This window comes from Nocardioides jiangxiensis (genome assembly GCF_030580915.1).
In the GTDB taxonomy this organism is placed as follows: Bacteria; Actinomycetota; Actinomycetes; order Propionibacteriales; family Nocardioidaceae; genus Nocardioides; species Nocardioides jiangxiensis.
On sequence record NZ_JAUQTA010000001.1, the window covers coordinates 2,261,142 to 2,275,882 of the forward strand.

Consider the following 14,741-nt stretch of genomic DNA (forward strand, 5'->3'; position numbering starts at 1 on the left):
ACGTCCGGGACGTTAAGGATCGTGTGCAGGGTGCAGGTGCCCGCGGGGTGTCGCCTGCGGAAGAGGTTCGTGAACGGACGGTGGCCTACGCCGTCGGGCGCCGCAGCTTGTAGATCCAGCGGCGTCCGGGGTGCTCGGTGACCGACCAGAGCGAGTCCGTGGCCGGCACGTAGGCGATGTCCTCGGGGCCGATGGGGAGCGCCCAGCGCAGGGCGCGCCAGGCGCCCGGCCGACCGACGTACAGCGTGCCGAGGCCCCAGGGTCCGTGCGACGCGGTGAGGTACCAGGTGTCGCCGACGACGCAGGCACCCTGCATGCCACGCTGCCCGTCGCCCTCGAGCAGGAGTGGCCGGGAGAGGCCGTGCTCGTCCGCCGGGAGCAGGTACGTCGACGGGTCCAGGCCGAAGCGGGCCAGCCGGGTGGTCTGCTTGCGGCGCCCGTACTCGCCGACGACCAGCGCCGGCCCCGCCGCGCCTCGGTCGAGCGAGAGGAAGGAGTAGCGCAGCGGCTCCTCGCCCTCGTCCGCAGCGGCCCGGTAGGAGAAGCGCAGCGGCAGGACGTAGCGGTGGCCGAAGGTCGCCAGCCGGTCGCCGTGGCGCCCGATCCGGTCGGCGTCCTCGTCGTGGAGGTGGTCGGGCACGGCGACGATGTCGTCGAGCCGGAAGACGTGGATGCCCTTGGCGGTGCCGGCGACGTACAGCCACGGCCCGACCCACACGATGCCGCCGGCGTGCGCCTTGAGCGGAGCGAGGGTGACCTCGCCGTCGACGAGCTTCGGCACGACGAGGAGCACGTGCCGGTAGCGCCGGGCGTTGACGTCGACGAAGGAGATCCGCACACCCTTGGCGATGCCCGCGACCTGGTGGGCGTACCAGCTGGTGGCGACGACCTCGCGCCCGGCGACGAGCCCGCGCTGCGTACCCGTCGCATCGACCGAGGTGGTGATGCCCTGCGGCCACCAGCGCTCGCTGAACGCGTCGGCCCGGTCCCAGGCCCACTGGCGCCAGACCCGCAGTCCCGTCGGGACCGCGCGCCGCAGCCGGCGGTCGAGGTGGTCGAGCACGCCGGCCACGCCGACTGAGCCGCCGCACGCCGCGGTGAGGGCGGCCACCTCGTCGACCCGTTCCTCGGTGCGCCGCAGGTGCACGCCGTGGACGGCCTGCGTCCCGGGGGTGGTGCTGTCCGACATGTCTGGCACCGTAGCGTCCATGAGAGGGATCTTCTTCGAGGAGGACGACGCCCGCGCGGTCGTCGCCCGGCTGCGCAACGACGGCTTCGACGCCGACGTGGCCCGCGAGCACCTCGCCGGCGAGGACGACGACGAGGACCACCCCTGGTGCGTCACCACCGACGCCCCGCTGATCGCGCTCGAGCTCCTGGTCGACGAGTACGACGGCTGGCTCGACGTGGACGAGGCCGCGGCGGAGCCCACGCGGGTCGACCTGCCGCCGCTCAACCTCCCGGCCGCTCCGATCCGCGTGAAGCGTCCTGACCTCCAGTGAGCGTCGGCGCCGCTGGCTAGGGTTGCCGGCATGAGCCTCGTGCCCGCTGACATGCGCCTCCTGCTGGTCCACGCCCACCCCGACGACGAGACGATCCAGAACGGCGCGACCATGGCGCGCTACGTCGCCGAGGGTCGCCAGGTCACGCTCGTGACCTGCACCGCCGGTGAGCTCGGAGAAGTGCTGGTGCCGGAGCTGGCGCACATCGCCGCCGACCGGGACGACACCCTCGGCGAGCACCGCCGCGAGGAGCTCGCCGCCGCGATGGCGATCCTCGGAGTCACCGACCACAGGTTCCTCGGTGGCTTCGGCGCGTTCCGCGACTCCGGCATGAAGTGGCACGAGAAGGGCTACGCGATCGCGGCCGACGAGACCGACGACCGGGCCTTCGCCAACGCCGACCTCACGCAGGCGGCCGACGAGCTGGTGAAGGTGATCCGCGAGGTGCGTCCGCAGGTGCTGGTCACCTACGACGAGTTCGGCAACTACGGCCACCCCGACCACATCCAGGCCCACCGCGTGGCGATGTACGCCGCCCAGCTCGCCGCGGTGCCGTCGTACAAGCGCGACCTGGGCGAGCCCCACGACATCGCCAAGATCTACTGGTGTGCGATGAGCGAGGCGCGCATGCGGGAGAGCCTCCGGGCGCTGCGGGCCAGCGGCGACACCGAGACGTTCGCGGGCATGGATCCCGAGGGAGACATGGGGCCGTTCACCACACCCGATGCCTGGCTCGCCGCGGCGATCGACGGCGGGGAGTTCGGTGAGAAGAAGATCGACGCGATGAAGGCGCACCGCACCCAGATCGACCCCGACGGGCCGTTCTTCGCGATGGGCGGCTCCGTCGGCACGGCGTTCTGGAGCACGGAGTTCTACCGCCTCGCCAAGGGCGAGCAGGGCCCCGTGGGCGCTGACGGCTTCGAGACCGATCTCTTCGCGGGTCTCTGATGGGTCGCCGGCTCGGCGGCGGCGCTGTCGTCCTCTCGGTCCTCCTGGTGGGCCTGCTCGCCGGCGGTCTCTACGCGGTCGCGTGGGCCTTCGCAGCCGACCGCCTGCCGCGCGGCACGACAGTCGCGGGAGTGCCGCTCGGCGGCCTCGCGCCCGCGGCCGCCCGGGACAGGCTCGAGAAGGAGTTCGCCGGTCACGACCGCGTCGCGGTGACCGTGGCCGGCGCGACCGAGACCTTCACCGCCGCGCAGCTGGGCCTCCACTTCGACGCCGCCGCGACGGTCGAGGAGGCCGGGGGTGGGCGCTCGCTCGACCCGCGCCGGCTGTGGGACTACTACGCGGGTGCGGACGAGGTCGCCCCGGTGGTGGAGGTCGACGAGTCGGCGCTCGACCAGGTCGTGGACGGGCTCGAGGAGCGCCACGGCCGTGCGCCGGGCGAGGGGGCGGTCCGCTTCGTCGGCGGCCGGGCGAAGGCCGTCCCGGCCCGGGTCGGCCTCGGCCTCGACCGGGACGCGACCCGTGCGGCGATCGAGGCGGCGTACGTCGCGGGGGAGGGCGCGACCCTCCCGCTGACCGACGTGCAGCCCACGATCGGCGACGAGGAGGTCACAGCTGCCCTCGCCGAGTTCGCCAGGCCCGCGATGAGCGCACCGGTCACGCTGGTCTTCGACACGCAGGAGGTGCGGCTCCGTCCGGCGCAGTTCGCGCCGGCACTCGCCCTGGTCCCCAAGGACGGCGCGCTGGTCCCCCAGGTCGACGCGACGCGCCTGAAGGCGGCCGTCGACGCGCGGCTCGGGGACGCCGGCACGCCGGTCGACGCCACGGTGCGGCTGGTCCACGGGGTGCCGAGGGTGGTTCCCGGCAAGCCGGGGGTGGGCTACGACCCGAAGGACGTGACAGGCCCGTTCCTCGACGTGCTCACGAAGTCCGGCGCCGAGCGGCGGCTGGCGGTGCAGGCCACCGTGGCGAAGCCGCAGGTCACGACGGCCGAGGCACGGAAGTGGGGGATCCGGGAGAAGGTCTCGACCTTCACCACCTACTACCCGCACACCGACTACCGCAACATCAACATCCCGCGCGCGCTGAGCCTCATCGACGGCACCGTCCTGGCCCCCGGCGAGACGTTCTCGCTCAACGACACGGTCGGCGAGCGCACGAAGGCGAACGGCTTCGTCGAGGGCTACGTCATCGACGGCGGCGAGATCACCACCGCGCTCGGTGGCGGCGTCTCGCAGGTGGCGACGACGACCTTCAACGCGGCCTTCTTCGCCGGGCTGAAGGACGTGCAGCACAAGCCGCACAGCCTCTACTTCGACCGCTACCCGGTGGGGCGCGAGGCGACCGTCGCCTGGCCGTACGTCGACCTGAAGTTCCAGAACGACACGCCCTACGGGATCTTGATCGAGACCCACGTGCAGAAGTCCACCCCGTCGAGCTCCGGCGTCGTCACGGTCAGCATGTGGTCGACGAAGTTCTGGGACATCAGCGCCACCACGAGCGGCCGCTACAACGTCGTCGAGCCCGGCTCGCGCGTGTCGAAGGCGCCCGACTGTGAGCCCCAGGAGCCCAACACCGGCTTCGACATCGACGTCTACCGGCACTTTCGCCGCAACGGCGAGGAGGTGCGGGTCGAGAAGATGCACACGCACTACGACTCGGCGGACAAGGTGACCTGCACGTCGCCCTGAGGACGCCATCCCACAGTGGCGCCGGTCAGCCGGTGACCCAGCGTGGTGCCCGGAAGAGCGCGCCCAGGCGCGCTGCGCCGAGCGCCCGGTGGAGGACCAGGCAGATCGCGGTGACGGCCAGTGCGCCCACGATCGGGTACGCCGCGACGACGACGCCGTCGAGGGGCCCGGGGTCCGCTGCCATCCGCAGCGGCAGCGAAGCCAGGGCGCCGATCACGACGAGGTGCAGCACGTAGACCGGCAGCGTCCGGCTCCCGAGCCAGGCCAGCGGCCGCGCGGCGGCGGTCTGGCTCAGCCGGCGGGATGCGACCAGGCCGAGCGGAAGCCCCAGGAGGCTGAGGCCGGTGACGCTCACGCTCAGCGGCACCTCGAGCGCGGAGACGGCGAACGCGGCCAGGGCGAAGGTCGCCGCCAGCGGGAGGAGCGGGATGCGGGCATCGGCCACGCGACGGACGAGGTGGGGGTAGTGAGCGCCCGCGGCGAAGTAGACGAAGTGGCTGAGAACGGCGACCCGGTTGTTGGCGTCGATGCCCCACCACGAGACCGACGCGGAGATCGCGAACGCGGCCGCGACGACGAGGGCGGGCGGCAGGCCGCGCAGCGCGCGGGCGAGCAGCAGGTAGGCGGTCATCGCGTAGAGGAACCACAGGGAGGTCGACGGCAGCAGCAGCTCCGTCGCGAGCTCGCCGGGGGAGTGGACCCGGTTGGCCGGTGTGCGGGTCTCGACGAGGTAGAACGCCGAGAGCAGCAGCAGCCACACGACGTACAGCCAGGCAGGGGAGAGGACGCGCTTGCGGACCCGTGGCCAGGGCCGGTGCACCGCTCCGGCGGCGAACATGCCGCTGATCAGGAAGAAGAGCGGCATGCGGATCGGCTTCAGCGCCCAGGTGACCTCGGCCCAGGCGGCCTGCCAGTGCTCGTGCCCGGGAGGGACGACGAGGTGGAGCTGCTTGTGGACCAGGTGGTGCAGCACCACGAGCAGGATGCAGACGCCCTTGGCGACGTCGGCCCAGACCTGCCGGCCTGCGCCGGAGGTCGCCGGACCTCCCGACCCGGTCGGGTGGCGCTCGAGGACCTGCGACGTCACGGGAGCACTCAACGCGATGGGGAGCGTCGGGTGACGGGAAGGTGACCGAGCCGACAGGTGCCTCGCACGCGCTCAGGCGGGGAGTGTGAGGTAGCGCATGCGGTGGTGGGTGACGAACCCCAGCGACTCGTAGAGCGTCCGCGCCGGCACGTTGTCCGCCTCGACGTGCAGCCAGGCGGTCGAGGCACCCTGCTCGACGCCCCACTCCAGCAGGGCCGCGACGGTGGCCCGTGCCAGGCCCTGGCGACGGCGCGCCGGATCGACCAGCAGGTCGTGGATCCCGATCCAGTCGCCGTCGACGGCAGCCAGGCCCTCCGCGACCGCGTCGCAGGCGCTGCTGACCTCGGCGCTCGCGCGGCTGCCCGCGACCGAGAGCTCCACCGGTGCGGACGGGCGACCGGCGGCGCGCAGGGCGCGGGTGGCCCCGGCGAGCAGGAAGTCGGCCTCGCCGCCTGCAGGGGTGCAGCCGAGTGCGCCCAGATCGGCCTCCAGGTCGGAGCCGACCTCCACGTGCAGCAGCGCAGGACGGTCCTCGTACGCCGCCCGGACGGCCTCGACGGCTGCGGGCAGCGGGATCCCCGGGTCCGTGACCGCGAGGCAGGAGTTCGCCCGCCTGCGGCCCACCGTCGCCGATGTGCGGACCTGCCAGGCACCCACCCTCGTCGTCCGCACCGAGGACCAGAGTGAGGCGACGTGCGACTCGCACTCCTCGACCGTGGCGCGCAGCCGGACCGAGGGGCGCGGGGGCACGGGCTTGCCGGAGACGATCAGGTCGACCGGGATCTCGACGCGCTCGCCCGCGGCCGTGACGACGACACACGGGTCCCAGGCGATGCACTCCCCGAGCACGTCGGTGAACGCCGGACCTCCCGTCGGGCCGGTCTCGCCGGGCACCAGGCGACGTACGACGACGCGCTGGCCGACGACATGGGGGCCCAGATAGGGAGAGCGGATGCCGTCGGACATGGCGGGGATACTAGGCTGGCCCCGCAGGTTTCCGTTAAGCCCCTCTGGAGGACCAGATGACCTACGTCATCGCCCAGCCGTGTGTCGACGTCAAGGACCGCGCGTGCGTGGACGAGTGCCCCGTCGACTGCATCTACGAGGGCAAGCGGATGCTCTACATCCACCCCGACGAGTGCGTCGACTGCGGCGCCTGCGAGCCGGTGTGCCCGGTCGAGGCGATCTACTACGAGGACGACGTCCCGGCGGACCAGAAGTCCTTCTACGACGCCAACGTCCACTTCTTCGACGACCTCGGTTCGCCGGGTGGCGCTGCCAAGATGGGTGAGATCGACAAGGACCACCCGATCGTCGCCGCGCTCCCGCCGCAGGGCGAGTGACTCTCTCCTTCACGCCGGTCTCCGGGCGTCTTCCCGACTTCCCGTGGGACAAGCTGACGTCGTACGCCGCGATGGCGCGCGCGCACGCTGACGGCATCGTCGACCTGTCGATCGGCACGCCGGTCGACCCGACGCCGCAGGTCGCGGTCGACGCGCTGGTCGCGGCTGCCAACTGGCCGGGCTACCCGACCACGATCGGCCTTCCCGCGACCCGCCAGGCGATCAGCGACTGGTTCGCGCGCGTCCACGGAGTGGTGGGCCTGGGCCTGGACCAGATCCTCCCGGTCGTCGGCACGAAGGAGCTCATCGCGCAGCTGGCGCTCCACCTCGGGGTCGGCGAGGGCGACCTCGTCGCGTTCCCCGAGGCGGCCTACCCGACCTACGAGGTGGGAGCGGCGCTCGCCGGTGCGACGCCGATGGCGTCGGACTCGCTGACCGCGTTCGGTCCGCAGACGCCGAAGATCCTCTGGCTCAACTCACCCTCCAACCCGACGGGCCGCGTGCTGCCGCCGGAGCACCTGAAGAAGGTCGTCGACTGGTGCCGCGAGCGCGGGGTCCTGCTGGTCTCCGACGAGTGCTACCTCGACTGCGTCTGGGAGGGCGAGGCGGTCTCCGTCCTGCACCCGTCCATCAGCGGGGGCTCGGCCGACGGCATCCTCGTCGTCCACTCGCTCTCGAAGCGCTCCAACCTGGCGGGCTATCGCGCCGGCTTCGTCGCCGGTGACACGGCTGTCATCAAGGAGCTGCTGGCGGTCCGCAAGAACCTCGGCCTGATCGTCCCCGGTCCGGTGCAGGAGGTCATGACCGCCGTCTACGCCGACGACGCCCATGCCGAGGAGCAGCGCGAGCGGTACGCCGCCCGGCGTACCCGTCTCAAGGCGGCGCTGGAGGCAGCCGGCTTCACGGTCGACCACTCGCAGGCGGCGCTGTACCTCTGGTCCACCCGCGGCGAGGGATGCTGGGAGACCGTGGACTGGCTCGCGGAGCGCGGCATCCTCGTGGCACCGGGCGACTTCTACGGGCCGGCCGGCAAGGAGCACGTGCGCATCGCGATCACCGCGACCGACGAGCGCATCGACGCCGCGATCGCCCGCCTCGCCTGACGCGCGCCGTCAGCGGACCGTGATCCGCACGGCGTCACCCGGCGCGGTCGTGCTCCCCGCCGTGCGCCAGCCGGCCTCGCTGGCATCGCCGTCGTGCCAGGTCCGCCCGTCGTAGCTGACCTGGCTGATGCCCAGACGCTTGGCCTGCGCGACGGCGTACGACGCGATCGCCCAGCCGCGACGATGCGCGGAGGCCCCTACGCCGATCGTGACCGCGACGCGGCGGCTGTCGAGGTTCGACGGCGTCGCCCCGAAGACGTTGCCGAGCTCCTCGCGCAGCACGCTGCGGCGCTGGTCGTCGTAGGTCTTGTCGGGGCGGACGACGCAGCTGAAGGTGTGCGCGGACCAGCCGGTCAGCGCCGAGGCGAGGGCTCGGCCGTCCTCCGCGTGGTCCTCGTAGGCCTCCGGGTACGCCGAGCGCTGCACCTTCTGCGCGGCCTCGGTGATCCGCATCGACTCGTAGCCGTCGATCTTCACCAGCGCGTCGTAGAAGGCGTTGGTGGCGTGCACGGGGTCGAGGATCTGTGCCTCCGTGCCCCAGCCCTGGGACGGACGTTGCTGGAAGAGGCCGAGCGAGTCACGGTCACCGTGCTCCACGTTGATCATCTTCGACTCCTGGTACGCCGTGGCCAGCGCGATGCTGACGGCACGGGCGGGGAGCCGGCGGTGCACGCCGATGGCGGCGATCAGGGCGGCGTTCTCCGCCTGCTCGGTGTCGAGGGAGACCGTGTGGCGCTCGACGACCGCCGTGCAGCCCTCGGGGTCGGGGAGCGGGCCCGTGCCGCGGACGACCGCGACGACCCCGGCTCCTGCCGCTCCGAGGACGACGAGGGTCGTCACAGCGCTGCGGACCCGCACGCCAGCCTCCTCGTCGTCCTCGTGTGGGCCGGGTCAGTCGTTGGCGTGCAGCGCCGCGTTGAGGGCGATGCCCTCGCCCTTCCACGCGACGGCCTCGAGGGCGCCGGAGATGGAGTTGCGGCGGAACAGCACGTTGGAGGCCCCCGAGAGCTCGCCGGCCTTCACGACCGAGCCGTCGGCCAGGGTGACCTTGGAGCCGGCGGTGATGTAGGTGCCCGCCTCGACGACGCAGTCGTCACCGAGGGAGATGCCGAGGCCCGAGTTGGCGCCGAGGAGGCAGCGCTGGCCGACCGAGATGACCTGCTTGCCGCCGCCCGACAGGGTGCCCATGATCGAGGCACCGCCGCCGATGTCGGAGCCGTCGCCGACGACGACGCCTGCGGAGATGCGGCCCTCGACCATCGAGGTGCCGAGCGTGCCGGCGTTGAAGTTCACGAACCCCTCGTGCATGACGGTGGTCCCGGAGGCGAGGTGCGCGCCCAGTCGGACGCGGTCGGCGTCGGCGATGCGGACGCCGGACGGCACGACGTAGTCGACCATGCGCGGGAACTTGTCCACGCCGTAGACGGCGACCGGGCGCCCGGCGGCCTTGAGGCGGGCACGGGTCAGCTCGAAGCCCTCGACCGCGCACGGGCCCTGCGAGGTCCACACGACGTTGGCGAGCAGGCCGAAGATGCCGTCCAGCGAGAGGCCGTGCGGCTGCACGAGGCGGGTCGAGAGCAGGTGCAGGCGCAGCCAGGCGTCGGCGGCGGAGGCCGGGCCGGCGGCCAGGTCGGCGATCTCGACCGTGACGACCTCACGGGTCACCGCTCGCGCGCCGTCGGCGACCGCGAGCTCGGACAGGGTGGCGAACACCTCGGAGGCCTCGGCGTCGGCGGGCTTCGCTCCGAGCGCGGGGGCCGGGAACCAGGCGTCCAGGAGCGAACCGTCAGCGGCGTACGTCGCGAGGCCGTGGCCCCAGGCAGAAGTCTCAGTCACGTCGGCGGATTCTACGGGTCCGCGTTGGAGAGGTGCGCTCGCGGCCGAGGACCTACACTGCGTGCATGAGCGCGGTCACCCTTCCCGTTCCCCGCGCCGTCGCGAAGTCCGATGCTCGCCGGGCGGAGCTGGCTGCGTCGGCGCTGCAGACCCTGGGTGAGCTCGGCTACGCGCGCACCTCGCTGCGCGAGATCGCGCAGAACTCGCCGTTCTCCCACGGTGTCGTGCACTACTACTTCGACTCCAAGGTCGAGCTGATCATCCACGCCGTCCGGGAGTACAAGAAGGTCTGCGTCACCCGCTACGACGACGCCGTCATCGAGTCGCAGAGCGCCGAGGAGCTGGGGCGGCGCTTCAGCGAGCGCCTCGTCGAGACGCTCCACGACGACATCGCCATGCACCGGCTCTGGTACGACCTGCGCACGGCGGCGATGTACGAGCCCGAGCTGCGCGACGACGTCGCCGAGATCGACCTGACGCTCGAGGCGATGGTCTGGCGGATCGTCACCCGGTTCGCCGAGCTGGCCGGGGCGAAGCCGGCGTTCGACGAGCCGACCACGTACGCCCTGATCGACGGCCTCTTCGAGAAGGCCGTCTTCGCCCACCTGGCGGGCGACCCGAAGGCCGGAGCGGACCTCCAGTCCCGTGTCGCCGGCCTGGTGCCTGCGTTGCTCGGCTGACCCGTCCGGCGCGTACCGACGAACGCTCAGCCGGCGAGGATCGCCAGCTGGCGCGACTGCGCGATCAGGCGGCCCTGCTCGTCCCAGAGCTCGACGTCCTCGTCGGCGTACCCGTCGATGACATGACGGGTCACGACGTGGCCGAGCGCCCACGTGGTCTCGGGGCGCCGACGGAAGTGCACGGTGAGCTGGATCGTCGCCGACGCCAGGTGCCCGATCTCGGCCGTCACCGGAGGGAACGCGTCGGTCATCGCACCCGCGAGCATGGCGTCGACGGGCCGGGCGTCGCTGGTGCGGATCCAGCACAGCGACTCCGTGGTGCCGCTGGGGGAGCCCTCGAGCCACCCCGGGATGGCGGCCGCGCGGTAGGTGTAGCGCTCCAGGATCGGCACCATCCCCGCCGGGATGACGGTGCTCAGGTCGGCGCAGGCCTCCGGGCTCGGCATGGCCGGGGCGGGGTGGGGTGTGTTGGTCACCGACCCGGCGTGGTCCCAGTCGTGCGTCGACACCACCGCGTGCGCGACCTCCTTGTCGCCCTGCACCACGAGGGCGTCGTACGTGGAGACCCGGCGGCCTGCGCGCACCTGTCGCACCTGGATCACGGCCTCGCCGGCCTGGGCCGGACGGAAGTAGGTGATGGCGATGCTGAGCGGGTCCGGCTCGCTCGCCTCCTGCATCACCGCGTGGAGGACGAGGGCCAGGATGTAGCCGCCGTTGGGGGTGCCGTTCGCGGTGTTCCAGTCGGTCGTCACGATGACCCGGTGGGCGCCGCCCCCGAGCGGGGTGGAGGCGACGGCGGTGTCGAGGGCGTAGGTGCTCACGCCCGCCATCCTCGCGCCCGGTGAATCCGATTGCCACGAGACGCGCACCACGCCGTACGATTGCGCCCAAGGCGTCTGAGCCGTCATCAGCGGCGAGCCTCCGGAAGAACATGGAATGTTCGCGGCCCAGCTTGCGAGGTCGCCGAGCGTTTCACCAGTAGAACCGGACGGGTGGCCCGTCACAGCCAGAACGAAGCGGCCGGCGCAGCCGGCAAGCGAGGTGGTACCGCGGTTCCCGCCAGGGAGTCGTCCTCGTGGAGAGAGACCCGAGACGACGTACCCCGCAGGAGCCGAGATGACCTATCCGAAGGTCAGCCACACCGACGCGACGAGCGTGCCCGCGAGCCCGCGCTTCCCCTCGATCGAGGAGGCCGTGCTGGCCTACTGGGAGCAGGACGGCACCTTCCAGGCCTCCATCGACCAGCGCCCGACGCGCGCCGACGGCGGTGACGAGTTCGTCTTCTACGACGGTCCGCCGTTCGCCAACGGCCTGCCGCACTACGGCCACCTCCTGACCGGCTACGTCAAGGACCTCATCCCGCGCTACCAGACGATGCGCGGCAAGCGCGTCGAGCGCCGCTTCGGCTGGGACACCCACGGCCTGCCCGCCGAGCTCGAGGCGATGCGCCAGCTCGGCCTCAAGACGACCGACGAGATCCACGAGCTCGGCATCGAGAAGTTCAACGAGGCCTGCCGCGCCTCGGTCCTGAAGTACGCCGACGAGTGGCGTCGCTACGTCACCCGCCAGGCGCGCTGGGTCGACTTCGACAACGACTACCGCACCATGAACCCCGAGTTCATGGAGTCGGTCATCTGGGCCTTCAAGCAGCTGCACGAGAAGGGCCTGGTCTACGAGGGCTTCCGGATCCTGCCCTACTGCTGGAACGACGAGACGCCCCTCTCCAACCACGAGCTGCGGATGGACGACGACGTCTACAAGATGCGCCAGGACCCGGCGCTGACGGTCGGCTTCCGGTTCGGCGACGCCGGCGACGCCCTGGACGGTGCCAACGTCCTGATCTGGACGACGACCCCGTGGACGCTGCCGTCGAACATGGGCGTCGCGGTCGGTCCTGACGTCACCTACCTGCTGGTCGAGTCCACGGGTGCGGTCGAGGGCCGCTACCTCGTGGCGCAGTCGCGGGTCGCGGCGTACAAGAAGGAGCTGGGCGAGGAGCCCACGGTGGTGGCCACCTTCGCGGGCTCCGAGCTGGCCGGTCGCCGCTACCTGGCGCCGTTCGACTACTACGCGGGGGCGGACAACGCGCACCAGGTGCTGGTCGCGGACTTCGTCACGACCGAGGACGGCACGGGCATCGTGCACCTCGCCCCGGGCTTCGGTGAGGATGACAAGGCCGTCCTCGACGCCGCCGGTGTCGAGACGGTCGTGCCGGTCGGCAAGGACGGCAAGTTCACCTTCCCCGTCGAGGAGTACGCCGGCCTGCAGGTGTTCGAGGCCAACAAGCCGGTCATCGCCGACCTGAAGGCGGGCACCGGTCGTGTCACGGCCGGCACCGTGCTGCTGCGCCAGGAGACCTACGACCACAGCTACCCGCACTGCTGGCGCTGCCGGCAGCCGCTGCTCTACATGGCGGTCTCGTCGTGGTTCGTCGAGGTCACGAAGTTCAAGGGCCGCATGGGCGAGCTCAACGAGCAGATCTCGTGGACCCCGGACCACATCAAGCACGGCCAGTTCGGCAAGTGGGTCGAAAACGCCCGCGACTGGTCGATCACCCGCAACCGTTTCTGGGGCTCGCCGGTCCCGGTGTGGAAGTCCGACAACCCGGAGTACCCCCGCGTCGACGTCTACGGCTCCTTCGCCGAGCTCGAGGCGGACTTCGGCGTCGAGGTCACCGACCTGCACCGCCCGTACGTCGACGAGCTGACCCGCCCCAACCCGGACGACCCGACGGGCCAGTCCACGATGCGCCGCGTGACCGACGTCCTCGACGTGTGGTTCGACTCCGGCTCGATGTCGTTCGCGCAGAACCACTATCCGTTCGAGAACGCCGACTGGTTCGAGGCGAACTTCCCGGCCGACTTCATCGTCGAGTACATCGGCCAGACCCGCGGCTGGTTCTACACGCTGCACATCCTGGCCACCGCGCTCTTCGACCGCCCGGCGTTCAAGAGCTGCGTGAGCCACGGCATCGTGCTCGGTTCGGATGGCCAGAAGATGTCGAAGTCCCTGCGCAACTACCCCGACGTCGCCGAAGTCTTCGACCGTGACGGCGCCGATGCGATGCGCTGGTTCCTCATGTCCAGCCCGATCCTGCGCGGCGGCAACCTCGTCGTCACCGAGCAGGGCATCCGCGACTCGGTCCGCCAGGTGCTGATCCCGCTGTGGTCGTCCTGGTACTTCTTCTCGCTCTACGCCAACGCCGCAGGCTACGAGGCGAAGCGACGTACCGACTCCACCGACCCGCTCGACCGCTACCTGCTCGCCAAGGTCCGCGACTTCGTCGGCGAGGTCACCGAGCAGCTCGACTCCTACGACGTGGCCAACGCCTGCGAGTCGACGCGCGGCTTCATCGACGTGCTGACCAACTGGTACATCCGCCGTTCGCGCGAGCGGTTCTGGGTGGCCGACGGCGTCGTCACGGCCGACAACGAGGCCGCTTTCGACACGCTCTACACCGTGCTCGAGACGGTCTGCCGCGTGCTCGCCCCGCTCGCTCCGCTGACCGTGGAGGAGATCTGGCGCGGCCTGACCGGCGAGCGTTCGGTGCACCTCGCGGACTGGCCGTCGGTCGACGAGCTGCCCGCAGACGACGACCTCGTCGCCGCGATGGACGTGGTCCGTGACGTCTGTTCCGCCACCTCCGCGCTGCGCAAGGCCAACAACCTGCGCAACCGCCTGCCGCTGGCCGGCCTGACCGTGGTCTCCGACCTCGACCTCAGTGCCTTCGCGGGCATCGTGGCCGACGAGGTCAACGTGAAGTCGGTGCGGCTGGTCGCTGCCGACAGCGACGAGGCCTCGGCGTACGGCGTCGAGCAGAAGCTCACCGTGAACGCCCGCGCTGCGGGCCCGCGCCTGGGCAAGGACGTGCAGCTCGCCATCAAGGGCTCCAAGACCGGGGACTGGTCCGTCGACGCCGCCGGGGTCGTGACGGCCGGTGGCCTCGCGCTGGTCGAGGGCGAGTACACGCTCGAGACGGTCGCGGGCGACGCCGACGGCGGCACCGCGACGGGCGTCCTTCCGGGCGGTGGCTTCGTCGTCCTCGACACCGTGCTGACCGACGAGCTCGAGGCCGAGGGTGCGGCCCGCGACCTGATCCGCACCATCCAGCAGGCGCGCAAGGACGCGGGTCTCGAGGTCTCCGACCGGATCCTGCTCTCCATCACCGCTCCGCTCCCGCTCCTCGAGGCCGCGCAGGCCCACCAGGAGCTGGTGGCGGGGGAGACGCTCGCGCTCGCCACCGAGTACGCCGAGGGGCCCACCCTCGCGGTCATGGTCGCGAAGGCCTGATCCCCCGGAGTACGCCGAGACGGGCCTCGTGCCGCGCCGAGACGGGCCTCGTGCCGCGACTTCCGCGGCACGAGGCCCGTCTCGCCATGTCAGCAGGGCGTTGCAATACAAAAGTAATACAACTAAGTTACTCAACAATTATGAACGTCCTCCTGACCCAGCGCGTGCACGTCGACCTGATGCGCGTGCACAGCTCCCTCTGTCGCTGACGCCGCCCCGCGCCCACGTACCCGGGCAGCAGCCCGTCATCCGAGACAGACCCAG

Annotated in this window: 14 protein-coding genes; 8 read left to right on the forward strand and 6 right to left on the reverse strand. The window is 71.4% G+C overall.

From position 1 onward, the window contains the following. Window positions 1–85 precede the first annotated feature (85 nt). Window positions 86–1,189, reverse strand: coding sequence for a hypothetical protein (locus Q5722_RS11105; protein WP_305028272.1), 1,104 nt, complete (start codon window positions 1,187–1,189; stop codon window positions 86–88). A gap of 19 nt (window positions 1,190–1,208) precedes the next feature. On the opposite strand from Q5722_RS11105, the gene Q5722_RS11110 reads away from it, so the two are divergent. From Q5722_RS11110 to Q5722_RS11120, 3 genes are read left to right on the forward strand one after another with little or no spacing between them, the layout of a single operon-like run. Further along, the gene (locus tag Q5722_RS11110) at window positions 1,209–1,502 is read left to right on the forward strand and encodes a hypothetical protein (protein ID WP_305028274.1); all 294 of its coding nucleotides are present in this window, start codon (window positions 1,209–1,211) and stop codon (window positions 1,500–1,502) included. Window positions 1,503–1,532: 30 nt separating this feature from the next. Further along, window positions 1,533–2,450, forward strand: a complete 918-nt coding sequence (gene mshB, locus Q5722_RS11115; protein WP_305028275.1) for an N-acetyl-1-D-myo-inositol-2-amino-2-deoxy-alpha-D-glucopyranoside deacetylase — start codon at window positions 1,533–1,535, stop codon at window positions 2,448–2,450. After that, complete coding sequence (locus tag Q5722_RS11120) at window positions 2,450–4,138, forward strand: VanW family protein (RefSeq protein ID WP_305028276.1); 1,689 nt, start codon at window positions 2,450–2,452, stop codon at window positions 4,136–4,138. The genes mshB and Q5722_RS11120 overlap by 1 nt, the downstream gene beginning before the upstream one ends. A gap of 25 nt (window positions 4,139–4,163) precedes the next feature. Here Q5722_RS11120 and Q5722_RS11125 read toward each other — a convergent pair whose 3' ends face one another. Next, window positions 4,164–5,225 (reverse strand): acyltransferase family protein, encoded by a 1,062-nt coding sequence (locus Q5722_RS11125; protein WP_305028277.1) that lies wholly within the window; start codon window positions 5,223–5,225, stop codon window positions 4,164–4,166. A gap of 72 nt (window positions 5,226–5,297) precedes the next feature. Next, on the reverse strand, window positions 5,298–6,191 hold the full coding sequence (locus tag Q5722_RS11130) for a GNAT family N-acetyltransferase (protein ID WP_305028278.1): 894 nt from the start codon (window positions 6,189–6,191) through the stop codon (window positions 5,298–5,300). A 56-nt stretch (window positions 6,192–6,247) separates the two neighbouring features. Between Q5722_RS11130 and fdxA the strand changes: the two genes are divergently transcribed. After that, window positions 6,248–6,568: a ferredoxin gene (fdxA, locus tag Q5722_RS11135; RefSeq protein ID WP_305028279.1), complete on the forward strand. Its 321-nt coding sequence runs from the start codon at window positions 6,248–6,250 to the stop codon at window positions 6,566–6,568. Next, window positions 6,565–7,671 carry a succinyldiaminopimelate transaminase gene (gene dapC / locus Q5722_RS11140; protein WP_305028280.1) on the forward strand — a complete coding sequence of 369 codons (1,107 nt, stop codon included), beginning with the start codon at window positions 6,565–6,567 and terminating at the stop codon, window positions 7,669–7,671. The genes fdxA and dapC overlap by 4 nt, the downstream gene beginning before the upstream one ends. Before the next feature lie 9 nt (window positions 7,672–7,680). On the opposite strand, the gene Q5722_RS11145 is transcribed toward dapC, so the two are convergent. After that, a complete protein-coding gene (locus tag Q5722_RS11145; protein ID WP_305028281.1) occupies window positions 7,681–8,529 on the reverse strand; it encodes a hypothetical protein in 849 nt (282 codons plus the stop codon). A 33-nt stretch (window positions 8,530–8,562) separates the two neighbouring features. After that, window positions 8,563–9,507 carry a 2,3,4,5-tetrahydropyridine-2,6-dicarboxylate N-succinyltransferase gene (gene dapD, locus Q5722_RS11150; protein ID WP_305028282.1) on the reverse strand — a complete coding sequence of 315 codons (945 nt, stop codon included), beginning with the start codon at window positions 9,505–9,507 and terminating at the stop codon, window positions 8,563–8,565. Window positions 9,508–9,572: 65 nt separating this feature from the next. Here dapD and Q5722_RS11155 point away from each other — a divergent pair, with 65 nt between their 5' ends. Continuing rightward, window positions 9,573–10,187: a TetR/AcrR family transcriptional regulator gene (locus tag Q5722_RS11155; RefSeq protein ID WP_305028283.1), complete on the forward strand. Its 615-nt coding sequence runs from the start codon at window positions 9,573–9,575 to the stop codon at window positions 10,185–10,187. A 26-nt stretch (window positions 10,188–10,213) separates the two neighbouring features. On the opposite strand, the gene Q5722_RS11160 is transcribed toward Q5722_RS11155, so the two are convergent. Beyond that, on the reverse strand, window positions 10,214–11,008 hold the full coding sequence (locus Q5722_RS11160) for an acyl-CoA thioesterase (protein ID WP_305028284.1): 795 nt from the start codon (window positions 11,006–11,008) through the stop codon (window positions 10,214–10,216). 295 nt (window positions 11,009–11,303) lie between these two features. Between Q5722_RS11160 and ileS the strand changes: the two genes are divergently transcribed. Then, on the forward strand, window positions 11,304–14,477 hold the full coding sequence (gene ileS / locus Q5722_RS11165) for an isoleucine--tRNA ligase (protein WP_305028285.1): 3,174 nt from the start codon (window positions 11,304–11,306) through the stop codon (window positions 14,475–14,477). An 86-nt stretch (window positions 14,478–14,563) separates the two neighbouring features. After that, a complete protein-coding gene (locus Q5722_RS11170) occupies window positions 14,564–14,686 on the forward strand; it encodes a hypothetical protein (RefSeq protein ID WP_305028286.1) in 123 nt (40 codons plus the stop codon). The last annotated feature ends 55 nt before the right edge of the window (window positions 14,687–14,741 follow it).